This window comes from Dechloromonas aromatica RCB, from assembly GCF_000012425.1.
This window is the reverse complement of sequence record NC_007298.1, coordinates 3,811,807-3,834,972: the sequence shown is the minus strand read 5'-3', so window position 1 is coordinate 3,834,972 and position 23,166 is coordinate 3,811,807. Positions and strand designations below refer to the sequence as shown.

23 protein-coding genes are annotated in these 23,166 nt (G+C 59.2%); 9 read left to right on the top strand and 14 right to left on the bottom strand.

From position 1 onward, the window contains the following. The first annotated feature begins 55 nt into the window (after positions 1–55). From DARO_RS18260 to DARO_RS18245, 4 genes are all read left to right on the top strand, one after another. Positions 56–1,720 (top strand): methyl-accepting chemotaxis protein, encoded by a 1,665-nt coding sequence (locus DARO_RS18260; protein WP_011289304.1) that lies wholly within the window; start codon positions 56–58, stop codon positions 1,718–1,720. Positions 1,721–1,797: 77 nt separating this feature from the next. Continuing rightward, positions 1,798–2,700: a TRAP transporter TatT component family protein gene (locus DARO_RS18255; RefSeq protein ID WP_198134069.1), complete on the top strand. Its 903-nt coding sequence runs from the start codon at positions 1,798–1,800 to the stop codon at positions 2,698–2,700. A gap of 28 nt (positions 2,701–2,728) precedes the next feature. Continuing rightward, a complete protein-coding gene (locus DARO_RS18250; protein ID WP_011289302.1) occupies positions 2,729–3,736 on the top strand; it encodes a TRAP transporter substrate-binding protein in 1,008 nt (335 codons plus the stop codon). Between the two features lie 3 nt (positions 3,737–3,739). After that, positions 3,740–5,575 (top strand): TRAP transporter large permease subunit, encoded by a 1,836-nt coding sequence (locus DARO_RS18245; RefSeq protein ID WP_011289301.1) that lies wholly within the window; start codon positions 3,740–3,742, stop codon positions 5,573–5,575. Here the strand turns inward: DARO_RS18245 and DARO_RS18240 are convergent. The 4 genes from DARO_RS18240 to DARO_RS18230 form a co-directional block, all read right to left on the bottom strand. After that, positions 5,572–6,234 (bottom strand): BON domain-containing protein, encoded by a 663-nt coding sequence (locus DARO_RS18240; protein WP_011289300.1) that lies wholly within the window; start codon positions 6,232–6,234, stop codon positions 5,572–5,574. The genes DARO_RS18245 and DARO_RS18240 overlap by 4 nt on opposite strands. 115 nt (positions 6,235–6,349) lie before the next feature. Beyond that, positions 6,350–6,520, bottom strand: coding sequence for a hypothetical protein (locus tag DARO_RS22950; protein ID WP_011289299.1), 171 nt, complete (start codon positions 6,518–6,520; stop codon positions 6,350–6,352). A 126-nt stretch (positions 6,521–6,646) separates the two neighbouring features. Beyond that, positions 6,647–7,096, bottom strand: a complete 450-nt coding sequence (locus DARO_RS18235; protein WP_011289298.1) for a GNAT family N-acetyltransferase — start codon at positions 7,094–7,096, stop codon at positions 6,647–6,649. Between the two features lie 6 nt (positions 7,097–7,102). Further along, positions 7,103–7,342 (bottom strand): hypothetical protein, encoded by a 240-nt coding sequence (locus tag DARO_RS18230; RefSeq protein ID WP_011289297.1) that lies wholly within the window; start codon positions 7,340–7,342, stop codon positions 7,103–7,105. Between the two features lie 233 nt (positions 7,343–7,575). On the opposite strand from DARO_RS18230, the gene DARO_RS18225 reads away from it, so the two are divergent. After that, positions 7,576–9,411, top strand: coding sequence for a GGDEF domain-containing protein (locus DARO_RS18225; protein ID WP_011289296.1), 1,836 nt, complete (start codon positions 7,576–7,578; stop codon positions 9,409–9,411). 209 nt (positions 9,412–9,620) lie between these two features. On the opposite strand, the gene DARO_RS22560 is transcribed toward DARO_RS18225, so the two are convergent. From DARO_RS22560 to DARO_RS18180, 10 genes are all read right to left on the bottom strand, one after another. Next, entirely contained in the window at positions 9,621–10,961 is a 1,341-nt protein-coding gene (locus tag DARO_RS22560) for an ankyrin repeat domain-containing protein (RefSeq protein ID WP_083761555.1), read from the bottom strand. 316 nt (positions 10,962–11,277) lie between these two features. After that, on the bottom strand, positions 11,278–11,718 hold the full coding sequence (locus tag DARO_RS21965) for a cupin domain-containing protein (RefSeq protein WP_011289294.1): 441 nt from the start codon (positions 11,716–11,718) through the stop codon (positions 11,278–11,280). A 356-nt stretch (positions 11,719–12,074) separates the two neighbouring features. Continuing rightward, the gene (gene phoR, locus DARO_RS18215; protein ID WP_011289293.1) at positions 12,075–13,367 is read right to left on the bottom strand and encodes a phosphate regulon sensor histidine kinase PhoR; all 1,293 of its coding nucleotides are present in this window, start codon (positions 13,365–13,367) and stop codon (positions 12,075–12,077) included. A gap of 5 nt (positions 13,368–13,372) precedes the next feature. Then, on the bottom strand, positions 13,373–14,059 hold the full coding sequence (gene phoB, locus DARO_RS18210) for a phosphate regulon transcriptional regulator PhoB (RefSeq protein ID WP_011289292.1): 687 nt from the start codon (positions 14,057–14,059) through the stop codon (positions 13,373–13,375). Then, positions 14,056–14,745 (bottom strand): phosphate signaling complex protein PhoU, encoded by a 690-nt coding sequence (gene phoU / locus DARO_RS18205; protein ID WP_011289291.1) that lies wholly within the window; start codon positions 14,743–14,745, stop codon positions 14,056–14,058. The genes phoB and phoU overlap by 4 nt, the downstream gene beginning before the upstream one ends. Before the next feature lie 13 nt (positions 14,746–14,758). After that, the gene (pstB, locus tag DARO_RS18200; protein ID WP_011289290.1) at positions 14,759–15,538 is read right to left on the bottom strand and encodes a phosphate ABC transporter ATP-binding protein PstB; all 780 of its coding nucleotides are present in this window, start codon (positions 15,536–15,538) and stop codon (positions 14,759–14,761) included. Between the two features lie 56 nt (positions 15,539–15,594). Beyond that, entirely contained in the window at positions 15,595–16,533 is a 939-nt protein-coding gene (pstA, locus tag DARO_RS18195; RefSeq protein WP_011289289.1) for a phosphate ABC transporter permease PstA, read from the bottom strand. Continuing rightward, entirely contained in the window at positions 16,533–17,468 is a 936-nt protein-coding gene (gene pstC / locus DARO_RS18190) for a phosphate ABC transporter permease subunit PstC (protein WP_011289288.1), read from the bottom strand. Before pstC ends, pstA begins: the two co-directional genes overlap by 1 nt. Before the next feature lie 84 nt (positions 17,469–17,552). Next, the gene (locus DARO_RS18185) at positions 17,553–18,554 is read right to left on the bottom strand and encodes a PstS family phosphate ABC transporter substrate-binding protein (protein WP_011289287.1); all 1,002 of its coding nucleotides are present in this window, start codon (positions 18,552–18,554) and stop codon (positions 17,553–17,555) included. Between the two features lie 107 nt (positions 18,555–18,661). Continuing rightward, a complete protein-coding gene (locus DARO_RS18180; protein WP_011289286.1) occupies positions 18,662–19,231 on the bottom strand; it encodes a hypothetical protein in 570 nt (189 codons plus the stop codon). A 131-nt stretch (positions 19,232–19,362) separates the two neighbouring features. On the opposite strand from DARO_RS18180, the gene rpiA reads away from it, so the two are divergent. The 4 genes from rpiA to kdpE all read left to right on the top strand — a co-directional run bounded on the left by rpiA (position 19,363) and on the right by kdpE (position 23,161). Next, positions 19,363–20,031, top strand: a complete 669-nt coding sequence (rpiA, locus tag DARO_RS18175) for a ribose-5-phosphate isomerase RpiA (protein ID WP_041224499.1) — start codon at positions 19,363–19,365, stop codon at positions 20,029–20,031. 61 nt (positions 20,032–20,092) lie between these two features. After that, entirely contained in the window at positions 20,093–20,656 is a 564-nt protein-coding gene (locus DARO_RS18170; RefSeq protein ID WP_011289284.1) for a hypothetical protein, read from the top strand. A 277-nt stretch (positions 20,657–20,933) separates the two neighbouring features. Continuing rightward, positions 20,934–22,472, top strand: a complete 1,539-nt coding sequence (locus DARO_RS18165; protein ID WP_011289283.1) for a DUF4118 domain-containing protein — start codon at positions 20,934–20,936, stop codon at positions 22,470–22,472. Continuing rightward, positions 22,469–23,161: a two-component system response regulator KdpE gene (gene kdpE, locus DARO_RS18160; protein WP_011289282.1), complete on the top strand. Its 693-nt coding sequence runs from the start codon at positions 22,469–22,471 to the stop codon at positions 23,159–23,161. Before DARO_RS18165 ends, kdpE begins: the two co-directional genes overlap by 4 nt. Positions 23,162–23,166: the final 5 nt, after the last annotated feature.

The following is a 23,166-nucleotide window of genomic DNA, read 5'->3' as shown; positions in this document are numbered from 1 at the left end:
GAAACAATCCGGAGATAGACTGATTTTACTTTTGGTAATTTCAGTATATTTACTCATGAAAATGCTTGATTCGCTATCGATTCGTACCCGCCTTTTGCTGATGGTTGGCATCAGTACTGGTTTCGGGGTGTTGTTGTTGCTGACGGCCCTGATCTCTTTTAACGCGTTTCGTGGCGATATTCGTCAGGTCTCAACCGAAGTGGCAGAGGCTTCGCAGGCCTTGACGCTGGTGAGCGGCGTCCAGAGTTCGCTGCAGGCGCAGCAGCGGGGGCTGAACAACATGTTGCTGCGCAATTTCATGGCAGCAGAGTTTGACAAGGGGCGGGCCGAGTTTTTGGCCGGCCGGGGCGCGTTCTGGCAGCAGCTTGAAGAATTGGAGCGCATCCAGAAGACCGGCAAGCTCAACGCTGGGGAGAAAGTTGGCGAGATTCGCAAGCTGGCCAGCGAATTGAATCAGCTCTATGACCAGGTGCTGGCTGAAAACGAACCCGGCATGCCCAAATACACGCTGATGGTCGATGCCGCGATCCGCGATGCGGATACGCCGCTGGTCACCATGCTGGCTGAAACCTTCGCGGCGATCAGTCAGGCAACCACGCAGACGGTGGGCAATGCATCGGAAATCGCCGATCGTCGCTATCAGGAAAATGTCCTGCTGGTGCTGGTCGTCGGCATTGCCGGGGCCGTTGTCTCCGTGGGGCTGGCAACTTACGTGTCTCAGAACATCCTGCGCCGGCTCGGTGGTGAACTGGAACCCTTGGTCATGGCAACCGGCCGGGTTGCCGAGGGCGATTTGACACAGAGCCTGCATACCGGAAAAGCAGCGGCCAATTCGCTGCTGGTTTCCATCGAAAGAATGCAAAGCCGGCTGCGCAGGCTGATCGGAGAGGTCAAACTCGGTGCCGAACAAACGTCCGGCAATGCCCTGGCGCTCCGCCAGTCGGCGCATGAAGTCGCCAACGCGACCAGTATGCAGAGCGAGGCGGCAGCGATGATTACGGCGGCGATCGAAGAGCTGACCACGGCAATTTCAGTGATGGCCGAAAGTGCCGGCAGCGCGGCCGATGCAGCCAAAGTGACCCGCGATACCGCGAGCCAGAGCGGCAAGGTCATCCATCAGGCGATCAGTGAAATTGGGGCCATTTCCGATCAGGCCAATGCCTCTTCGAGCTTGATGCTCGATCTCAAGCAGCACACCCAGGAAATCTCCCAGTTTGCCAAGGAGATCAAGGAAATTTCCGAGCAGACCAACTTGCTCTCCCTGAATGCCGCCATTGAAGCAGCCCGGGCCGGAGAAGCCGGGCGCGGGTTTGCCGTGGTTGCCGACGAGGTGCGAAAACTGGCTAACCACACGTCGGAAACAACCCGCAAAATAGAAAGCCTGGTGACCAAGCTTGGCGATGCGGCTACTCAAACAACGCAGGCGGTTGCGGCAACCGCCGAACGGGCGCAGCGCGGAACGCGACTGGCCTCCGATACCGAGCGGGCCATCGTGCAGATCGAGCAATTCTGCGAGCGTTCGGCCGTCGCGGCCAGCGAGATTGTCGATGTCCTTGGCGAGCAGCGCATCGCCGCAGAACAGATCGCCCAGAATACCGAACGCATGGCGCAGATGATCGAACGTGGCGCCAAGGCAGCTTCCGAATCTTCCGTCTCGGCCAATGAGGTCGCGACGCTGGCCGATCGCCTCCGCGATTCCACGTTGCAGTTCAGCGTCTAGCCCAGGGGGGCGGTCATCCCTCTGTAACATCGGCCGGCTAGTGTGCCGGCCAACTGATTCGTGACGGCGGAATTAAATTGCACCTACTGATGCGCAGGGCCGGGCCGGCAATCTCTGTTGTTCTTCTCGCCCTGCAACTCGGGGCTTGTTCGCCACGCCAGATGATCGTTGGCAGCCTGGCCGACGAGTTGGCCGCCCAGGAGCAAGGCAGCGAGACGGATCTCGAATTGCTGCGTGATGCCGCACCCTTCCACCTGAAGCTTTCGGAATCGATCCTGCGTCAGGATCCGGGGCATCTGGGGCTGGCCGAGTCGGTGGCTGCCGGCTTTACGCAGTACGCCTATGCCTTCGTCGCCTTCGAGGGCGAGCAGATCGAGGCCAAGGATGCCAAGGCAGCCGAGCGCCTGCGCCAGCGTGCTGCCAAACTTTACGAACGGGCGCATCGCCACGCCATGCGCGGGTTGGAAACGGCCGCGGCGGGTTTTACCGGGGCCTTGGTCAGTACGCAGGAAAAGGACTGGCCGGCAATCCGCCCGGAACAAGTTGGCCTTGCTTACTGGGCCGCAGCATCCTGGGGCGGCTGGATTTCGCTATCGAAAGATAATCCTGATGTCGTCGCCGATCTGCCGCTCGCCGTGCGTCTGGCGCAGCGCGCCTGGGCGGTCGATCCGGACTGGGGGCAGGGCACACTGACCGGCTTGCTCGGCACTTTCGAGGCAGCACGGCCGGGCGGCAACCAGCAGCAGGCGCTGGTCTATTTTGACCGGGCCATCGAGCAGTCTGCCGGCAAGAGCGCCGGGGCGCTGCTCGCCAAGGCTGAGGGCCATGCCCAGCCAGCCGGCGACCGCGAACAGTTTGAAAGCCTGCTCAAGCAAGCGCTGGCCATCAAGGATGAAGCCGGCAGCCCGCAGGCCCTGCAAAACGAAGTGATGCGCCGGCGGGCGCGCTGGCTGCTGGAAAAAGCCGATGACCTGTTCTGAACCGCCGATCAAGGCAAGGGAGAGAATCATGAAAAGACTGGGCAAACTGGCCGCGCTGCTCCTCGGCGGGGTGCTGGCATTGAACGTACTGGCCGCCGACAAGCAACTGCGCATCGGCACGCTGGCGCCGAAAAACTCGCTCTACCATCGGCAGTTGATGGAGCTGGGCGAGGCGTGGCGCACCGCGCAGGGCGGCACTGCCAAGTACCTCGTTTATCCGGATGGCAGTCAGGGCGGGGAAACCGACATGGTGCGCCGCATGCGCATCGGCCAGCTGCAGGGTGGCTTGCTTTCGGTGGTCGGCCTGCGTGAGATCGAACCGTCGATTGCCGCGCTGCAGAACATGCCCCTGATGTTCAAGAACTGGGAAGAGGTCGATTACGTCCGCGAAAAGATGCGGCCGGGCATGGAAAAGAAGTTCCTCGACAAGGGCTTTGTCGTGCTCGCTTGGGGCGACGCCGGCTGGGTGCGTTTCTTTTCGAAGGAGCCGGCTGTTCGTCCGGACGATTTCAAGAAAATGAAGTTCTTTGCCTGGGGCAGCGAGGTCGAGCAACAGGAAATCATGAAGAGCCTCGGCTACACGCCGGTGCCGCTGGAAACCGGCGACATCCTGCCGGCGATCCAGACCGGCATGATCAATGCCGTGCCATCGACGCCGTATTTCGCGCTGGCGACGCAGATCTACACCACGGCCAGCAACATGCTCGACCTCAACTGGGCGCCGATTGTCGGTGCGCTGGTCATCACCAAGAAGGCCTGGGATGACCTGACGCCGGAAGGCCAGGTTGCCGTGCGCGAAGCTGGTGCCAAGGCTGGCGTGCAACTGCGCGCCAAGGCCCGCCAGGAAGTCGATGAAGCGGTCGAGGCCATGAAGAAGCGCGGCCTCAAGGTCAACAAGCCGAACGCCGAGCAGATGCAGGAGTGGATTACGTTGGCTGACAATCTCTATCCGCGCATCCGCGGCAAGATGGTCCAGGCCGATACCTTCGATGAGGTGGTTGGCCACCTGAAGGCCTACCGCGCCGGCAAGAAGTAAGCGATGGCTGCGCTGCGCCGGCTGGGCGCCATAATTGGTCAGTTCGATGCGCTGATCGCCGGCGGGGCGTTGGCCTTGATGCTGCTGATCCCGCTGCTCGAAATCGGGCTGCGGCCGCTGTTCGGCCGGGGCATCGAGAATGCGCCGGTACTGGTCCAGCATCTCGGGCTGGTGCTGGCCATGTTTGGCGCGCTGGTCGCCGAGCGCGGCCAGCATCTGAGTTCGCTCGGCGCCGGTTTTGCCGCCGCTGGCAATCCGCTGGTTCGCGCCGCGGCCCAGAGCTTCGCCCGGGTCAGCGCCGCCGTGCTGTGCGGCATGCTGACCCAGACCAGCTGGACCTTCGTGGCCAGCGAGATGGATATGCCACGCGACATCGCCTACGGCATCGCCGGCTGGATGGTCGAGATTGCCATGCCAATCGGCTTTGCGGTGCTTGGTTTCAAGCTCGCCGGGCGGATTACGGATAATCCAGCCGGTCGCGTTGTTCTCGGCCTGCTGCTGCCGGTGGCAGGCTTCCTGTTTGCCGGCCATTTCGATGGCAGCACGCTGCCGTTCTGGCCTTTTGCCCTTTGGCTGATCGCCGTGCTGCTTTGCGGGGCGCCGATCTTCGCCGTACTTGGCGGGCTGGCGTTGGCCTTGTTCTGGAGCGAGGGCCAGCCGCTGGCCTCGGTGCCGCTCAGCCACTACCAGATCACCGTCAATCCTTCGCTGCCGGCCTTGCCCTTATTTACGCTGGCCGGCCTGCTCTTTGCCCGGACCGGGGCGGCGGCGCGGCTAGGGGCATTGTTCACCGCCCTGTTCGGCAACGGCGTCAGCGGAACTGCCATCGCGGCGGCCGTGCTCTGTTCCTTCTTTACCGCTTTCACAGGCGGTAGTGGCGTCACCATCCTGGCACTCGGTGGTCTGTTGCTGCCGTTGCTGACCAAGGCCGGCTTTCCCGAACAGCGCGGCATCAGCCTGGTGACCAGCGCCAGTGCGCTGGGCGTTTTGCTGGCGCCGTCGGTGCCGCTGATCATGTACGCCATCATCGCCCGCGTGCCGATCAACACCATGTTTCTGGCCGGGGTGCTGCCGGCGGTGGTGATGGTTGGCTTTTTGCTGCTGCTTGGCGGCTATCTGCGCCGCGGCGCAACGGCAGCGACCGTCGCTGCCGAACCGCACAATTTCAGCGCTGTTCGCCCGGCCCTGTGGGCGGCCAAGTGGGAGCTGCTGGCACCCATGGTCGCCATCGGATCGCTGGTCAGCGGTATCGCCACGCCGACCGAAAGTGCCGCACTGACGGCCGCCTATGCCTTGCTGACCCAGGCGCTGGCCCACCGCGAACTGGACTGGTTGCACATCCGCCGAGCCCTGGCCGATTGCGCCGAAGTGATCGGCGGCATCATGGTCATCCTCGGCATGGCGCTGGGCCTGACCAACTACCTGGTCGATGCCGGCATTCCCGATGCCGCCATCGAATGGGTGCAGTCGGTGCTGCCCAACAGGTTCGCCTTCCTGATCGCCCTCAACCTCTTCCTGCTGCTGGCCGGGGCGCTGATGGAAATCTACGCTGCCATCGTCGTGCTGGTGCCTTTACTGCTGCCGGTGGCGATCAGCTATGGCATCGACCCGGTGCACTTCGGCGTGATCTTCCTGGCCAATATAGAGATGGGCTTCCTCTGCCCGCCGGCCGGGATGAACATCTATTTCGCCTCGGCGATGTTTGGCAAGTCCATTCGCTATGTAGCCGTCTCGGTGCTGCCGGCCGTGCTGGCCATGCTGCTTGGCGCTTTGACGATTTCGGCGCTGCCTTTCCTCGCCACCTGGCTGCCTGGTCTGTTCAGCTTGCTGGCGACTTAGCGAGTCTCCACCGGTGCCGCCAGCGGTGGCGGCGTGCGGGCGCCGAGGAGGCTGTTGTCGATGCGGCGCGTTTCCTCTTCCGGGATGATTTCCATTACGTTGACCACCTTGCGGACGCCGTCGGTGGTGCGGGCGATGGCGACGGCGACTTTGGCCTCGCGCTCATTGACCAGGCCCATCAGGAACAGCGTGCCGCTTTCGGTGATGGCCTTGATGTGATTGGCCGATAACTGGTTCGATTCGAGCAGTCGGGCCTTGAACTTGGATGAAACAAAGGCGTCGTTGCTGCGCGATGAAAAGGTGGCCGGCGGGGCAACGACCAGTTCGTTATGGACCAGGCGAATGCCTTCGATCTTTTCGGCCATCGCACCGATGGCTTGCCGGGCCTCATCGCTCGGCACTTCGCCGGTCAGCAGCAGGTTCCGGTTGAAAGCCGTGAAATTGACGTGGGCGTGATTTTTGTACTCGGCCGGTAGCCGGTTGCTGCCTTTCCATTCCGACGTTTCGTCGTCGGCCTGGTTGCCGGTTGAGCGGCGGTCATGGACGCTGATCATGGTGGCGGCGGTACCGGTGACGAGCAGGGCTGGTACGCAGGCATCGAGCGCGGGCAGCAGCGCCAGGATCAGCAGTGTCGCGCGAAAGGAGATGGGGGCTTGCATGGTCGACCTTTGCGGCAGGGGGTTGAACTTTCTTGCCAGGATCACCAAGGCCCCGCGTTTGCCGGAGCCGGCTGGTCATTCCTGCTCCAGATTCCGGGGGCGGGGCTGACGGGGTTCAGGCGACCCGGTTCAGCCACCATGCGATCAACATGCCGCAGGGCAGGGCGAGCATGGCGACGATGGCGCTGGTTTTCTTGATACCCCGGGCCTGTTCCTCAATGAATTGCTCCATGCCGTCGAACAGTTCCGGGAAGGTGGCGATGTCGTTGCGGTCTTGTTTTTCCATATGAAACTCCGTGGGCTGTTCCTGTGAGGCTCAGACGTCACTATCGCCAGTCATTGTTGCAGGGGCGTTAAAGTATTTCGCGTGCGCTCACCCTGTGGCGGACAGCGGAAAATGAGTGCCTGATTTTCAAAAGCGGCGCAGCAGCAGGTGTCGCCCATCGAGACTGCTGTTGCGGATTTCGACAAAGCCGAGGTCGCGAAAACGTCGCGTTTTGGCAGCCGAGACGAGAATTCGCCCGGATTTGAAGGTTTTCTCCAGCCACTCGATACGCGCCTTGATCAGCGCGCGGCCAATCCCCTTGCCGCGTCGCTCCGGGGTAACCGCCGACAGGTAGAGGATATGGGTCTTCGAGGCCCAGTCCGCTGCCTTGACCCCGCCAACGGCGAGGATTTCGCCGGCTTCCATGGCGACGAAAAATTGCCGGTAAAAGACCGGGTCGTCGCTTTGTAATTCTCTGGCGACTCGCGTCGCGCTGTATCGCTCAGGATCACCGAAGGCATTGACGATCAGGGTGACGCTCGCGTCGACCAGGGGCGCGCTGCTGGGGTCGAGCGTGTCGAAGCGGATTTTTGCCATGGCGAGTCAGGTCACCAGGGCGAGCGCCCGGCGTAGACGATCCGCACTTTCAGCCGCCCGCTGTGCTTCCTGGCGGTTGATTTCGGTTTGCTGGCGACCGAAGGAGTCGCGTTCTCGTCGGCTGCGGAATGCCGCTTCGATGCTGCGCACGCAGCGCCAGCGATAGCCTTGTCGGGTGGGGAACAGGCGCATCTGGTCCTTCTGGTGATGCACCCGGCAGCAGTAGCAGAACAGTGTTTCCGTCATCACGACCTCGCAGAAAAAATTCAGCTCTGTGGGCAGGATGCGGCTGCTTTGTTACCGCAGCGTGACTGGATGAAATCCAGGTCGTTTTGCCTGCCAAATCTTGAGGCTAAGCAGGAGCGGTGGCGTGGCTGCGCCATTGATAATTACCAAAATTGCTAACGTCAACTTTTTCGTCATCGTGCTGCAATCTTCGCCTTCTAAACTCGCCATCCCGTTCCCTGAATGTTTGCGTAATGATTTTGATGATTGACGAAGAAGTAATCGAGTTGCAACGAATTATGGCCGAGGGGCTTTTGTTCCCGGTTTTTCAGCCAATTCTCGATTTTCGCGTGCGAGCCATTCTCGGGTATGAATCACTGATGCGCGGTCCGGTTGATAGTCCTTTGCATTGGCCGGATCAGCTTTTTGGCGCGGCCGCCCGGCATGGATTGACGCTCGATCTGGAGCATGCCTGCCGGGAAGCCAGCTTGCGAGCCTTTGCGGCGCAACGGCTGGCGGGGCGGCTTTTTCTCAACGTGACACCGAGCTGTCTGCTCGATCCCCGGCTGATGAATGGCCATACCCGGGCTTTGCTCAATGAACTCGGGATTGCACCGAATCGTATTGTGATCGAATTGACTGAAAACCAGCAGATCACCGATATGCCGGGCATCCTTGAGGCCTTGCAGCATTATCGCGGGCGCGGCTTCCAGATTGCCATCGACGACCTCGGGGAGGGCTTTGCCAACCTGCGCATGTGGTCCGAATTGAGGCCGGAGTTCGTCAAGATCGACAAGCATTTCATCGGCGGGATTGCCGACGACCGGATCAAGTTCCACTTTGTGCGCGCGATGCAGGATCTGGCTGAAATCTGCAATGCCTCGCTGGTCGCCGAAGGGATCGAGCGTTCCGAGGATTTCATCTGCATTCGCGACATGGGGATTGCTTGTGGCCAGGGCTATTTCATCTCCCGACCGTCAAGCCATCCGTTACGCCACGTTGCCGGGCCGGTGATGTCCGCGCTCGATCAGCAGTCGCTTTCCCTGTCGCCGATGACTGGCGGTCCCGGCAAGTTGCCAACCGCGCGAACGCTGCTCAAGCCGATCGAGGCCGTGCCGATGAATGCCAGCAATGCCATGGTGATTGCCCGTTTCGAGGCCGATCCGGAACTCGATGTCCTGCCTGTCGTGCAGGGTACCCAACCGGTCGGGATGATCAACCGGAACAGCATGGTCGACCTCTTTGCCCGGCCTTTTCGCCGGGAGTTGTTCGGCCGCAAGAGCTGTGAGCTGTTCATGGATCAGGCGCCGCTGGTGGTCGATCAGCATGCCACCATCCAGGAGCTGGCGATGATGTTGTCAATGGCGCCAACACGTTATCTGTCCGACGGATTCATCGTCACCGGCGATGGCAAATATCTCGGCGTCGGGAGCAGTCGCGACCTGATGGCGACGATTACCGAAATGCAGCTCAGTGCGGCCCGCTATGCCAATCCGCTGACCCAGTTGCCCGGTAACGTGCCGATCAACGAACACGTCGACCGGATGCTGTCGGCCGGCAACCCGTTTGTTGCGGCCTATATCGATATTGACGACTTCAAGCCCTTCAACGATACCTTCGGCTATCGACGCGGCGACGACGTGATCCAGACTCTGGCCCGCCTGATGTGTGAAGCCGCTGACGAACGGATTGACTTCATCGGCCATATCGGGGGCGATGACTTCTTCGTGATATTCCGTAGCGTGGATTGGGAAATTCGCTGCTGGCAGATCATCAGCCGCTTTGCCGAGGCCATGGGCAGCATGCTGGGCGTTGAGGAGCGTCTGCGAGGTGGTTACATGGCGGAAAATCGACGGGGAGAACTGAGCTTTCAGCCTTTGCCGACGCTCTCGATCGGGGCGGTCCGGATTGGCCCGGGCGACTGCGAATCGCACCGCGAAGTAGCGGCGGCCGCCTCGGTCGCCAAGAAACAGGCGAAGAAAAAAGCCAAGCAGACGGCTAACGAACCCTTGGGCGGTAGTCTGTTCATCGAGCGCCGCCGCTTGGGGGCGGGCGATGCCGTATTGTCCGTGGCGCGAACTTTGAACTGACTTGGCCTGCCTGGTGCCCAGGTTTTCGGGCAGGTATGGTGGGCGCCAATCTCTACTTTTGCTTTGTGCCCAAAGCGACCGTCGCCTGCGCGGGTTGATCGCCGCAAAGTGGTCACTGGCTTCACTTTCCGAAAGCGGCCATTCCCCATAGGCAGTAGCGTGCCCAAAGCGGAAGTAGAAAATTAGAAAAGCGGTCTTTGGTCAGAGCTTTAAGGTTGATGCGCACCGTGCTCTTTCAGCAAATCTGTAATAGCAATGGAATTTCGTGCTGCGGCAAGAGCTTTATTGCCGACAATTCCCATTATATTTAAATCTGCGCCATTTGATATTAGTAGTTTTACTATATCAACATCATTTCGATTTATCGCTTCTGTTAGCGGCGTCATCCCGCTGCGAATGTTTAATGTATTAACATTTGCGCCGTTCTTTAATAAAAGCGCAACGACATCTTTTCTATTATCATTTTTTCCAAGAGTGATACCCAGATGAAGCGGCGTTGTGCCATCGCTAGTGGCAATATTTATCTCCGCCTTGTGATCTAGTAATACTTCAACAGTCTTTATTGCACCTTCGGATGTCGCCATATGAAGTGGAACTAAGCTATTGGCAATCCTGATGTTTGGGTTGGCCCCGCTTTTTAACAAAGACTCTACGACCTTCGCGTGATAATCACTTCCTGATGCCACATAAAGAGCAGTGTATTTATCCCTGTTTGTGGTTGTGGCATTCGGGTCTGCTCCGTGTGCCAGTAAATAATTAGTTACATTAATATTTCCTCTCCCCGCAGCAGAATGAAGTGGATACCAACCTCCTATTGAAGGGGTGTTTACTCCAGCGCCATGCTCTACAAGTAGTTGAGCCATCTCGACATAATCACCATTTCCCCCTGCAGAACTTAATGGTGAAGAACCGCCACCATCAACGTCTGCACCGTGAGCGATAAGGATCTTAGCAACAGGCAGATTGTTTGACTCTGCCGCATAATTGAGCGGTGTTTTATTTGACCTACCTTCACCTGTTTTTTTGTTTACGTCGGCTCCATTTGCAATTAAAACCTCAGCAAACTCAACCAAATCGACTTGTTTTCCGAATCCATTCACCCCACTTGCTGCCCAGTGCAGTGGTGTTTCTCCGTAATTGGTAGGTGTATCTACAATCGCGCGGTGCGCCAGAAGGGTTTTGGCCATGCCTTTCTTGTTTGCGTAATGAAGCGCCACCCGGTCAAATTGACCTTTTGCATTTACGTCTGCACCTTTGGAGATCAATAATTCGACTATCTCTAGATTTCCTTCTGCTACAGCATGGTGAATTATTGGGTTACCGTAAGCATTTTTTTGATTGACATTTGCACCAAAAGAAATGAGTGTTTTAGCTTTATCGACGTCATTTTTCGAAACTGCATCCCACAGGAAACTTTCAGCTTTTGCGGGCGATAACAGCGCAATGACTAGTAAAGTACTCAGGATATAGATTGAGCGATACAGTCGATTCGATGAATAACTCATGATTCCCGAAAACCATTGATTGGTTGAGCCATTTGGCATATTCATCCAAGATACACTGGTATGGTGGACGAGTAAACGAGGAACTGTTCATAATTCGTCAGTGTCTGCTATTAGCAATAATTTCGACAGGCCGCTTATGGCTCGACTTGAGCCAAAGAGGATGTCAATTTACTCGCCGAATACCGGTCATTTAATTGATTCTGAATTCGTCTTGCCTATTGAATTGGATAGCTACCCTGATCGGCGGTCCAAAAATGAATAAATTCCAAAAAGCATCGAATAAGGTGAGCAAGATCGATCCACGTGTTCCAGATAAGCCGATCTTGGGTAAGAATGCCGCGCTCCTTGAGCGCGGCATTGCTCATTTCTTCTTGGGGACCAGATCGACGACCCAAATTTCAGCCGCTTCCGAGCTGTGTGGGTTTTGGAACCAGTGCACCGTGTCTGCATTCTCATACCAGGTGTCACCGATTTCCAGCGTACGCTTGGTCTCGCCGCGGTACTCGACGACAGTGCCCTTGGTGACGCGGACGATACCTGGACGTCCTGCATGGGGGTGGTTGGGAATTGCGCCACCGGGGGCGATGCCAATGACCCGTGCGCGCAGCTCATAGTCGCCGATTGCACCGGGCAGGTTGTGCGGGGCCAAGTCCACTGAACCGACGCCCACTGCCGCACCCGTCAGGCCCGATGCTTTTTCTGGTGCTATATCGGCAGCGTTGGCTGAGATGGGCAGCAAACATGCCAAGCCTAATAAGGATGCGCAGAGTGGCGCGCAAAACTGTATGGAATTACGGATCATCAGGGAGTCTCCTTTGTTCTTGAATGAAAGCGTCTCGCAAAATTCAGGTTCACAAGCCCAAGCAGTACAGGAACAGTAAGGTAAGCCTGGAATACGTTGTAGCCATGAATTCGCCAAGCGCATTGGCAATTGCCTGCCAATTCATTGTGCATGTGGCATGGTGATTATTCAAGCGCAGTGGCTGGCGACTTGCCGACACTGCCCTTCTCAGCTAATGAGATAAGTTTCTGTCGGCTTTTTGTGTCTGGCCCGCATGTCTGCTTTGGGAAAAACCGATCAGTGACCGCTCGTGGCTGCGGTCACAGCATCCTGCTCATCGCAGAAAGAATTTACTGGCCTGCCGGTATGCCGAGGTTCTACAGGCCGGCGACGCGACTGGCCGGGAATTTTGCGGCAAAGCGGCTGCCGGTGCCCGGCGTGCTCTTGACCTCGAGTTGGGCCTGGTGGCGGTTCAGCGAGTGCTTGACGATGGCCAGACCCAGCCCGGTGCCACCCGCATCGCGAGAGCGACCCCGATCGACGCGGTAGAAGCGCTCGGTCAGGCGGGGGATGTGTTTGGGGTCGATGCCGATGCCGGTATCCTGAACCGCGAATTCGGCGCCTTGCGGCGTGGCATGCCAGCTGATCCGGATGGTGCCGCCGGCCGGCGTATAGCGCACCGCGTTGGCGACCAGGTTGCCGAAGGCGCTGATCAGTTCGGGTTCCGAGCCCCGCAGATCGCCCTGGCCATCGGTTTCGACGATGATGGTGTGACGCCCTGCCGACAGCGCTTCCGCATCCCGGCGCAGCTTGTCGAGCAGGTTGACCATATCGACCGGGTCGTTCTCCGGCGGTGGCGCTGATTCGATTGAGGAAAGCGTCAGCAGGTCCTGGACGATGGACTGCATGCGCTTTGACTGCTCGCTCATCATGTTGATGTAGCGGTTTCTTTCCTCGCGGTCGACGTCGAATTCCTCAAGTGTTTCGAGGAAGCCGGCGAGCACGGTCAGTGGCGTACGTAGTTCGTGCGATACATTGGCGACGAAATCGCGGCGCATGCGGTCGAGGCGGTCGGTCTGCGTGACATCCTTGATCTGCATGAGGCGCCGGTTGCCGGCATAGGGAATGATGTGGATCGAGAAGACTCGGTCCTCACGGCGCTCGGTACGCATGGTCAGCGGGCGGCTGAAATCACCCTCTTCAAGATAGGCGACGAATTCCGGCTGGCGGACGATGTTGGCGACGGATTGCCCGCGGTCCGTGCGAATGACCAGACCAAGCTGCGTTTCGGCGGTGGTATTGCAGAAGATAATCTGGTCGTGCAGATCGAGCAGGACGACGCCGTCGGTCAGCGCCTGGCCGGCGGCGATCAGCATCGCAATTTCGTGGTCGCGCTGGGCGATCTGTTCACGTAGATCTTTTTCGTGACGATAGAGGCGGCCAAAAATGCCATCCCAGGCGCCTTCGCCTTCCAGGCTGGCATCGACCACCGGATTGTGTGACCAGCGGTCGAGACGGGCGAAGTTGCGGAAATGGAAGACCATCTGCAGGGCCAGGCCCAGGCAGAACACCGTCCATCCCGCCCAGTGGGCCACGAAATAACCGATGGGCAGCGCAACGACGGAGGACAACAAGGCCAGCAGCAGCGCCCGGATCAGTTGCGATGACACGTCGCTCAGGCTCCCCGGAAGCGGTAGCCAGTGCCGCGCACGGTTTCGACCCGCTCGTGATTGCCTGAGTTTTCAAGGGCGGCGCGCAGGCGGCGGATGTGCACATCGACCGTGCGTTCCTCGATGAAGACATGGTCGCCCCACACTTCGTCGAGCAACTGGGCGCGGGTGTAGACGCGCTCGGCATGGGTCATGAAGAAGAAGAGCAGGCGGAACTCGGTGGGTCCCAGTTCGATCGGCTGACCACTGGCCAGCACGCGATGGGTTGCCGGGTTCAGCGCCAGGGTGCCGATCTCGACTGCTTCGCCAGCAAGGTGTGGGGCGCGGCGACGCAGCACGGCGCGGACGCGGGCAACCATTTCCTTGGGCGAGAATGGCTTGGTGATGTAGTCGTCGGCGCCGGCTTCGAGGCCCTGCACCTTGTCTTCTTCATGGACTCGGGCGGTAAGCATGATGATCGGCAATTCGCGGGTCCGCTCGTCGGCGCGGATTTTCTTGGCCAATGCCACGCCGGACTGGCCGGGCAGCATCCAGTCGAGGATCACCAGGTCAGGCAGGGCGGCGCGGATGGCCGATTCGGCCTCCTCGGCGCTGCCGGCGCGAACGACCAGAAAGCCGGCGTGCTTGAGGTTGATCGTGACGAGTTCCTGAATGGCCGGTTCGTCTTCAACGACCAGGATCGTCGGAGTCACTGGACCTTCTCCTTGGTATGACGTATGTCGCGGCCTTCAACGACATAGACCACCTGCTCGGAAATGTTCTTGGCGTGGTCGCCGATACGCTCGATGGCGCGGGCGATCCAGATGATGTCGATGGACGTGGTGATGGTGCGCGGATCTTCCATCATGTGCGTGATCAGCTGGCGGATGATCGACTTGAATTCAGCATCGACATCGGTATCGGCACGAATGACATCGGCCGCTTGCGGCGTATCGAGGCGGGCAAAGGCGTCCAGTGCCCGGCGCACCATGGCCAGCGCAGCTTCGGCCAGGTGGCGGATGCCGACACCGTATTGGCCGGGCAGATGGCCATTTTCATAGATGCGGCGAACGCCCTTGGCGATTTTCTTGGCTTCGTCGCCAGCCCGCTCCAGATCGGTGACGATCTTGCTGATGCCGAGGATCAGGCGCAGGTCGGAGGCCGTCGGCTGGCGCTTGGCAATGATGTGGGCGCAGTCGTCGTCGATCGCTTTTTCGAGTTCATTGACCTTGCGGTCGGTCTCGACAATGCTCTTGACGCTGGCGATTTCGCCGGTGGAATAGGCTTCGATGGCTGCGGAAACCTGGGTTTCGACCAGGCCGCCCATTTGCAGCACGTGGGTGCGCAAACGGTTGAGTTCTTCGTCAAACTGGCTGGAAAGGTGTTGGCTCTCGTTCATGTCTATCCCCTTTTTAGCCCATGCGGCCGGTAATGTAGTCTTCGGTACGCTTGTCCTGCGGCTTGATGAAGATTTCGTCGGTTTTGCCGAACTCGATCAGTTCGCCCAGGTACATGTAAGCAGTGTAGTCGGAGACCCGCGCTGCCTGCTGCATGTTGTGGGTGACGATCAGGATGGTGACGCGCTTCTTCAGTTCATGCACCAGTTCCTCGATGGCACCGGTGGCGATCGGGTCGAGTGCGGAAGTCGGCTCGTCGAACAGCAGCAGTTCGGGGTCGGTGGCCAGGGCGCGGGCAATGCACAGACGCTGTTGCTGGCCGCCGGAAAGATTCGGGGCCATATCCTGCAGGCGGTCCTTCACTTCGTCCCAGATTGCGGCGCCGCGCAGGGCGTGTTCGACCTTGTCGTCGAGCGCCCGCTTGTTGTTCTCGCCACGGACCCGCAGGCCGTAGGCGACGTTTTCGTAGATGGTCTTGGGGAACGGGTTCGGCTTCTGGAACACCATGCCGACGCGCATGCGCACTTCGATCGGATCGACTTCCGGCGACAGCAGGTTGGTGTTGTCCGGGAAGAAGCGGATCTCGCCTTCGTAGCGGTTGCCCGGGTAAAGGTCGTGCATGCGGTTGAAGCTGCGCAGGTAGGTCGATTTGCCACAGCCGGAAGGGCCGATCAGGGCGGTGACCTTCTTGTCGTAGATGGGCATGTTGATGCCCTTCAGTGCCTTGGCTTCACCGTAGTAAAAGTTCAGGTTGCGGGCTTCGGCCTTGAGGGTCGGTTTGTCGTGAATCTGCATTTGCGACTCCATTTCGATATTCGGTATTGGTAATTTGTTCGCGTTGAACGCGGGGATTACCACTTGATGTTCTTGCGCATTTTGTAGCGCAGCCAGATGGCGATGCCGTTCATGCTCAGCACCATGACCATCAGCACGAAGCCGGCGGCGGCGGCGTTGACTTCGAAGGCCGGATCGGGACGCGAGGTCCAGTTGAAGATCTGGATCGGCATCACGGTGAAGGGCGACATCACCCAGTCGAACAGGCCGGCGGTGACACCGTCAGCGCCGGTGGTGTAAGGCACCGGCGGCAGGAAGGCGATGAAGGTCAGGGCGCCGATGGTGATGATCGGTGCCGTTTCGCCGATGGCGCGGGCCAGGCCGATGATCACACCGGTCAGGATGCCGGGCATGGCATACGGAATGATGTGGTAGCGGCAGGTCTGCCAGCGCGTCGCACCGACCGCCATCGAGCCTTCGCGGATCATCGCCGGAATGGCGCGGATCGCTTCGCGGGTGGAGACGATGACGATAGGCAGGATCAGCAGGGCCAGCGTCAGGCCGGCCGACAGGATGCTCTGGCCGAAGCCGAACTGATAGACGAAGATGCCAAGCGCCAGCAGGCCGTAGACGATCGACGGGACAGCAGCCAGGTTGGTGATGTTGATCTCGATGATCTCGGTGATCCAGTTACGCTTGGCGTATTCCTCAAGATAGACACCGGCAGCGACGCCAATCGGCACGGCGGCCAGCGCGGTGACCAGCATGACCAGCAGCGAGCCGACCCAGGCCGACAGGATGCCGGCCTGACCGGCATGCCGCGAGGCAAAGTTGGTGAAGAAATCAAGCGTCAGCCGTTCCGAGCCCTTGGCGATCATGTCGGAGACCAGCATCACGATGACGAGTAGGGCCAGAGCCAGGCAGGCGATGCCCATGGCCTTGAAGATGCTGTCCTTGAGCTTGCCCTTGGCGATCAGGGCACGGATTTGTTCGGTGGTCAGTGAATTGGCTTGCATTAGTAGTTCTCCCGGAATTTGCGGCGCAGCCACTGGCCGAGAATGTTGAAGCAGAGGGTGATCAGGATCAGCGTCAGGCCGGCCGCGAAGATGGTCTGGTAACCAATCGAGCCGTGCGGCAGGTCGCCGAGCGCGACCTGAACGATGTAGGAAGTGATCGTGGCAGCCGGTTCGGCCGGATTCCAGGTCAGGTTCGGCTGCATGCCGGCGGCGACGGCGAGAATCATCGTTTCGCCAACCGCGCGCGAAATGGCCAGGATGTAGGAGGCGGCAAGACCGGAGAAGGCGGCCGGCACGACGACATGGAGCGCCGTGTAGAGACGGGTGCCGCCCATGGCGTAGGAGCCTTCGCGCAGGCTCATCGGCACGGCACGCATGGCATCTTCGGACAGTGAGGCGATGTAGGGCACGATCATGATGCCCATGACCAGGCCGGCGGAAAGCAGCGAGAAGCCCGGCAGTTCCGGGAAAAACTTTTGCAGCAGTGGGGTGACCATCAGCAGCGCAAAGTAGCCGAAAACGATGGTCGGGATGCCGCCGAGCAGTTCGAGAATTGGCTTGGCCACTTCACGCACCTTGCCGTTGGCGAATTCGGACAGGTAGATGGCAATGATCGTCCCCATCGGAATGGCCACAGCCAGTGCGACAAGAGAGGAAACGACGGTGCCGGACACCAGCACCATGATGCCGAAGTGGGCATCATCGAACAGCGGCGTCCATTGGGTGTCGGTCAGGAAGTCGACGATGCTGACATTCTGGAAAAAATGGATGGACTCGGAAACGAGTACATAGACGATGCCGATGGTGGTCAGCACCGAAACAGCAGCAGCCGCGAAGAGCAGCGACTCGATCAGCCGTTCGCTGACGTGGCGCATGGCGTTCTTCGAGAGGCGATCGCTGACCACGGGCAGGTCGGAAGCGTTATTTGCAGTCATGGTTTGCGAATTCACTTTTGGAATTCCCTATGATAAAAGCCCGACCCGCGAGGGATCGGGCTTTTTTTACGACAGGTGTGAAAATCAGTTCTTGGCTTCGCGCTTCATCAGATCTTCGATGGTGATACCGATTTCGTTGTGGCCACCGAACACCGTGCCCAGCTTCTTCTTGTTCATGTGCTCGATGTTGCCGGTGTAGGCCGAGGCTGGCAGCGGCACGTACTTCACTTCCTTGGTCAGCTTGGCGCCGTTCTTCATGTAGAACTCGACAAATTCCTTGATTTCCGGCTTCTCCAGCGATTTGGCCTTGACGTAGATGAAGATCGGGCGCGACAGCGGCTGGTAGGTTGCCTTGATCACGGACTCTTCAGACGGCTCGACGGCGACGTTGGTCTTCGGATTGACGATCGGCAGCGCCTTCAGGCGGGCCTTGTTCTCGGCGTAGTAAGCGTAGCCGAAGTAGCCGATGGCATTGACATCACGCGACACGCCCTGGACCAGCACATTGTCGTCTTCGGAGGCGGTGTAGTCGCCGCGCGAGGACTTGGCTTTGCCGACCGTCGCTTCGGTGAAGTATTCGAAGGTGCCGGAGTCAGCGCCAGCGCCGAACAGCTTGATCGGGGCGTCAGGCCAGGCCGGGTTGATCTGGTTCCACTTGGTGATCTTGCCCTGGGCAGCCGGTTCCCACATGGTCTTCAATTCGGCCACGGTGGCCTGCTTGAGGAAGGTGTTCTTCGGGTTGACGACGACAGTCAGCGCGTCGAAGGCGACTGGCATTTCAATGTACTCAACACCAGCGGCTTTACAGATATCCATTTCGCTCTTGGTGATCGGGCGCGATGCGTCGGAAATGTCGGTCTCGTCGCGGCAGAACTTCTTGAAGCCGCCGCCCGTGCCGGAGATGCCGACCGTAACCTTGACGACATTCTTCTTGGCTTTCTGGAATTCTTCGGCCACGGCTTCGGTGATCGGGTAAACGGTGGAAGAGCCGTCGATCTTGATGACCTGGGCCTGGGCGGCCTGGGCGCCAAACAGGGCGACACCGGCAACGGCCAGAGCGGAAACGAGCTTGGAATGCTTGAACATTAGGTAACTCCTGCACAGGGTTGGGGATTAACGCTGTGCAGGTTACTGGCCGTTTGTTACAGCCAGATGACAGGCTGTAACAAACGGGAGAAACACTTACTTTTTGCCTACTTGGCAGGCCGTCCGGTCTTGATGCGTTCGATGCGAGCCATCACGGCTTTCAGCTCGGCATCGTTGAGCGCGGCCAGTACGGCGATGCCGCCGCGCAGCAATTCGCTTTTCTTGGCTTCGCTGCCAAGGGCGCTCATTCGCTTCTTCAGTTCGGCGATTTTTGCGTATTCCGCTTCCGGCATCGCGTAGCTGTCACGGACCAGCTTGATCTTCTTCGTCTTGGCTGGCTTGTCTGATTTTTTGGCCGGCGCCGCGTCCTGCTTCATCACCGTTGGCTGGTCATACTTGATGGCCTGCGCCTTGACCAGCGCATCGGCTAAAACCTTCTGGTGCTTGGCAACAGTGACCTCGACCTGGGTCGGTTTGCGCGCCGGCTTGGCCTTGACGGGGGCCGGCGTTGGCGCCGCTGCCGCTGCGCCAGGCGTGGCAGCAGGTGAGTCAGTGCTTGCTGCGATCGCTTCTGGCTTGATCTCGACCTTCGGCGCGGTGCGCGGCACCAGTTTTTTCGGCGGCTTCGGTGTGGCAGCCGGCTTGGCTGCAAGGTCTTTCTTGTTTTGTACGCTCATCTTGTTCTCCCTGAAAAAACAGCATGATGAGTTTAGCGAGTTATGCACAGTGCAAAGTTAAACTTTTATGAACATTTGGGCAAAGACGCCACGGGTTTAAAATGCGCAGCAAACCATTCAGGAGCATCACCATGACCCAGGACGAACTCAAGCAGGCCGTTGCCCAGGCCGCCGCCGATTACGTGGCGCAGACCGCCCCGGCCGGCAGCATTATCGGCGTTGGCACCGGCTCGACGGCCAATTTCTTCATCGATGCGCTGGCGCCGCTCAAGGACAAGTACAAGGGCGCCGTCGCCAGTTCGGAAGCGACCCGCAAGCGCCTCGAAGGCCATGGCATCGCAGTCTACGACCTCAATGATGTTGAAGATATTCCCGTCTATGTTGATGGCGCTGACGAAATCGACGCCGGCCTGAACATGATCAAGGGTGGTGGCGGTGCGCTGACTCGCGAAAAGATCGTCGCGGCCGTGGCTCGTGAGTTCGTCTGCATCTGTGACGGCTCCAAGCTGGTCGACACCATGGGCAAGTTTCCACTGCCGGTTGAGGTCATCCCGATGGCCCGCGCCCATGTTGCCCGCGAACTGGCCAAGCTGGGTGGTACGCCGGTGCTGCGCGAGGGTTTTGTGACCGATAACGGCAATATCATTCTCGACGTCAAAGGCCTGTCGATTACCGACCCGAAGGGGCTGGAAGCGCAAATCAACCAGATCACCGGCGTCGTCACCAATGGGCTGTTTGCCGTTCGCCCGGCCAACCTGTTGCTGCTCGGCACGGCTGACGGCGTCAGGACCATTCGCTGATTCATCTTTCTGTCATCCCGGGGCGCTAAACTGCCTCTGAAAAATTTGCCCGGAGACCCTCATGTTTCTCTCTGCCCACGAAATCGCCCGGAGCCGCGAGCACGCCCTGAGCAACTTCATCGGCTTGTCGGCGGCCTGTATCGAAGCGACTCGGCGCTTCTCCGAGTTGTTTTCGTCTTCCAGTCGCGAAGCGATTCAGCATGGTAGCAAGCATTTCGCCCTGTTCGGCCACGGCCAGCTTGAATCGATCACCCAGTTTCCGGCGTCGGCCTGGCTGGAGCACAGCGCCCGAGCCAGTCGTTTGCTCGACAGTTCGCTGGAAATTCTCGGCGAAACGCAAAAGGCAATGATCCGTAGCGCCGAAGCGCAGGTCCAGGTATTTGACGAAATGGTTTTCGCGGTGATCAACCGTACTTCGAGAACCAGTCCATGGGAGGCTGCAATCGCCCTGAGCGCAATGAAAACCACGCTCCAGGGGGCCGAACAGACATTGCACAGCATGAGCGAGGCCGCCATCGAAACCGTCGAACTGGCCGAGCACGAAGCGCATCAGGTGGTCGAAACCCTGGCGGAAAGCAAGCCGGCCCCCCGCAAGCGCGCTGTCGTTCGCAGCGCCAGCAAATGATTTTTACAGACGAATAAATAGAAACTCCGCTCTTCATTGAAGCCCGGCTCTGTGCCGGGCTTTTTTTCGCCTGTCGGGAATGCTTGAGCGGCAAATTCAGACTTGGAGCTGGCACTCAGGAATGCCACCCCGTCGCAGGGGATCGAGTTTGGGCTCCTGTCTTCACTGTGCGGCAGACTGAATCTTTACGACATTTTTATGTGTCGCCAGCCAGAATGGTCAGCGTTTTTACACGGGCCAGCCTAATCTTTAGCTATCCCGTCATCGGTAGAGCGACATGGAAAACAATGCCTCATTGCTGGACGAAAGTCCGGAAAGAATCACCCCGAAACAGGGCTGGGTTCTCACCATTCTGGCCTGTGTCGGCACGACGATCATCGCCACGCCGCTGCTGGGTTATCTCGACTTGGCCAATATCGTCATGCTCTTCCTGCTGACCGTTCTGCTGGTCGCGGTGAAGCTGGGCCGCAATGCGGCCATCCTGGCCTCCATTCTGAGCGTTCTTCTGTTCGATATTTTCTTTGTCCCACCGCGCTTTTCACTGGCGGTCAGCAATATCCAGTATCTGGTCACCTTCGCCGTGATGCTGGTCACTGCGCTGATTACGGCCCACCTTGCGGCGGGATTGAGGCAGCGGGCACGGGAATCTCAGTCGCGCGAAAAACGAACCCAGGCCCTGTACCAATTTGCGCGTGAACTGGCCGGTACCCTGACGACCGAGCAAGTCGTGGAAATTTCCCGCTCGTTCATCAAGACGCAACTGAATGCCCAGTCCGCCGTCCTGATGCCGCATCCGGAAAATGAACGTCTGATGGTTGTTTCATCATCGGAATCCCCGCTTCTTGAGATGCATCTTGCCCAAGTCGCCTTGAAAAGCGGCCAACTGGTGCGTAGCGACGAAGTGGGTGGCATGGGGTATGCGCCGCTTTATCTGCCGCTGCGCGCCTCGATGCGGATTCGCGGCGTGCTCGCCATCCGGTTCGCCGACGATGTGGCTGAGCCTTCCTCCGAAACCACCTCGCTACTGGAAACCCTGGCCTCCCTGATCGCGGTGGCCGTGGAGCGACTCCACTACGTTGATGTGGCGCAGGCCTCTGAAGTCAAAATGCTGACCGAGCGCTTGCGTAGCTCCATCCTGTCGGCGCTTTCGCACGACCTGCGCACACCACTGACTGCCATGGTCGGCTTGGCTGACTCCCTGTTCCTGATCAAGCCGGCATTACCTGCCACGGCACTTGAAACGGCACAGGCATTGCATGAGCAGGCCGACCGGCTGGCCGGTCTGGTGGGCAATCTTCTCGACATGGCCCGCCTGAATGCCGGCGAAGTGACGTTGCGCCGTGAGTGGCAACCGCTCGAAGAAGTTGTCGGGGCAGGCATCAAGTTATTGGGCAGTGCCTTGGCCTCGCACCCGGTCAAAGTCGAACTCCCCAGGGATTTGCCTCTCCTCGAGTTTGACGCCGTCCTGATCGAACGTGTGTTGTGCAATCTCCTTGAGAATGCCGCCAAATATTCCCCCGATGGCACCCCCCTTCTGCTGGCAGCCGAACAGGAGATGGATGTGGTTCGGGTGAGTATCAGCGACCATGGCCCGGGGTTTCCGGCAAAACGGCGTGACGACCTGTTCAAGATGTTTGTCCGGGGCGAAAGTGAATCCGGCAAGCCGGGAACCGGGCTCGGCCTCGCCATCTGCAAAGCCATCGTCGAAGCGCATGGCGGAACAATCACTGCCGATAACCGGCCCGACGGCGGGGCCTGTGTCAGCTTTACTTTGCCGAAGGGTGTGCCGCCGGTAGTCGAGGAGGAGTTGGCATGAATACGACACCCGCCAAAGTTCTGATCATCGAGGACGAGAAGCAGATTCGCCGGTTCGTGCGGGTCGCAGTCGAAGAAGAGGGCTGCCTGGTCAGCGAGGCCGAAACGATGAGCCAGGGTCTGCTGGAAGCCGGGTCCCGGAAGCCAGACCTGTTGATTCTCGACCTCGGTCTGCCTGACGGGAATGGCATCGACCTGATCCGCGATTTACGCAGCTGGTCGGATGTGCCGGTGCTTATTCTGTCCGCCCGTTCGCAAGAGAACGACAAGATCGATGCACTGGATGCCGGGGCTGACGATTACCTGACCAAGCCCTTCAGTGTCGGCGAACTGCGGGCAAGGGTTCGGGCCTTGCTGCGTCGACGCAGTCGGAGTGGCGAGGCAGCATCCCCCGTCATTGAGTTCGGGAATGTCTTGGTGGATATGTCGCGTCGCCTGGTAACGCGTGACGGCGAGCCAGTACATCTGACGCCCATTGAATACCGCTTGCTCTCAGCCCTGTTGGCACACCCCGGCAAGGTGCTGACCCAGCGCAATCTGCTGCGGGAAATCTGGGGACCATCCTTCATCGAGAGCAGCCACTACCTGCGTGTCTATGTCGGGCACTTGCGGCAAAAACTCGAAGACGACCCGACCCAGCCGACACACCTTTTGACCGAAACCGGCGTCGGTTACCGCTTCCAGCCTTAACGGGG

Excerpts from the sequence above, each read along its gene's own strand:
- DARO_RS18260 (WP_011289304.1), top strand. The coding sequence starts at position 56 with ATGAAAATGCTTGATTCGCTATCGATTCGTACCCGCCTTTTGCTGATG.
- DARO_RS18250 (WP_011289302.1), top strand. The coding sequence starts at position 2,729 with ATGAAAAGACTGGGCAAACTGGCCGCGCTGCTCCTCGGCGGGGTGCTG.
- DARO_RS18245 (WP_011289301.1), top strand. The coding sequence starts at position 3,740 with ATGGCTGCGCTGCGCCGGCTGGGCGCCATAATTGGTCAGTTCGATGCG.
- DARO_RS18240 (WP_011289300.1), bottom strand. The coding sequence starts at position 6,234 with ATGCAAGCCCCCATCTCCTTTCGCGCGACACTGCTGATCCTGGCGCTG.
- DARO_RS22950 (WP_011289299.1), bottom strand. The coding sequence starts at position 6,520 with ATGGAAAAACAAGACCGCAACGACATCGCCACCTTCCCGGAACTGTTC.
- DARO_RS18235 (WP_011289298.1), bottom strand. The coding sequence starts at position 7,096 with ATGGCAAAAATCCGCTTCGACACGCTCGACCCCAGCAGCGCGCCCCTG.
- DARO_RS18230 (WP_011289297.1), bottom strand. The coding sequence starts at position 7,342 with ATGACGGAAACACTGTTCTGCTACTGCTGCCGGGTGCATCACCAGAAG.
- DARO_RS18225 (WP_011289296.1), top strand. The coding sequence starts at position 7,576 with ATGATTTTGATGATTGACGAAGAAGTAATCGAGTTGCAACGAATTATG.
- DARO_RS22560 (WP_083761555.1), bottom strand. The coding sequence starts at position 10,961 with ATGAATATGCCAAATGGCTCAACCAATCAATGGTTTTCGGGAATCATG.
- DARO_RS21965 (WP_011289294.1), bottom strand. The coding sequence starts at position 11,718 with ATGATCCGTAATTCCATACAGTTTTGCGCGCCACTCTGCGCATCCTTA.
- phoU (WP_011289291.1), bottom strand. The coding sequence starts at position 14,745 with ATGAACGAGAGCCAACACCTTTCCAGCCAGTTTGACGAAGAACTCAAC.
- pstB (WP_011289290.1), bottom strand. The coding sequence starts at position 15,538 with ATGCAGATTCACGACAAACCGACCCTCAAGGCCGAAGCCCGCAACCTG.
- pstA (WP_011289289.1), bottom strand. The coding sequence starts at position 16,533 with ATGCAAGCCAATTCACTGACCACCGAACAAATCCGTGCCCTGATCGCC.
- pstC (WP_011289288.1), bottom strand. The coding sequence starts at position 17,468 with ATGACTGCAAATAACGCTTCCGACCTGCCCGTGGTCAGCGATCGCCTC.
- DARO_RS18185 (WP_011289287.1), bottom strand. The coding sequence starts at position 18,554 with ATGTTCAAGCATTCCAAGCTCGTTTCCGCTCTGGCCGTTGCCGGTGTC.
- DARO_RS18180 (WP_011289286.1), bottom strand. The coding sequence starts at position 19,231 with ATGAGCGTACAAAACAAGAAAGACCTTGCAGCCAAGCCGGCTGCCACA.
- rpiA (WP_041224499.1), top strand. The coding sequence starts at position 19,363 with ATGACCCAGGACGAACTCAAGCAGGCCGTTGCCCAGGCCGCCGCCGAT.
- DARO_RS18170 (WP_011289284.1), top strand. The coding sequence starts at position 20,093 with ATGTTTCTCTCTGCCCACGAAATCGCCCGGAGCCGCGAGCACGCCCTG.
- DARO_RS18165 (WP_011289283.1), top strand. The coding sequence starts at position 20,934 with ATGGAAAACAATGCCTCATTGCTGGACGAAAGTCCGGAAAGAATCACC.
- kdpE (WP_011289282.1), top strand. The coding sequence starts at position 22,469 with ATGAATACGACACCCGCCAAAGTTCTGATCATCGAGGACGAGAAGCAG.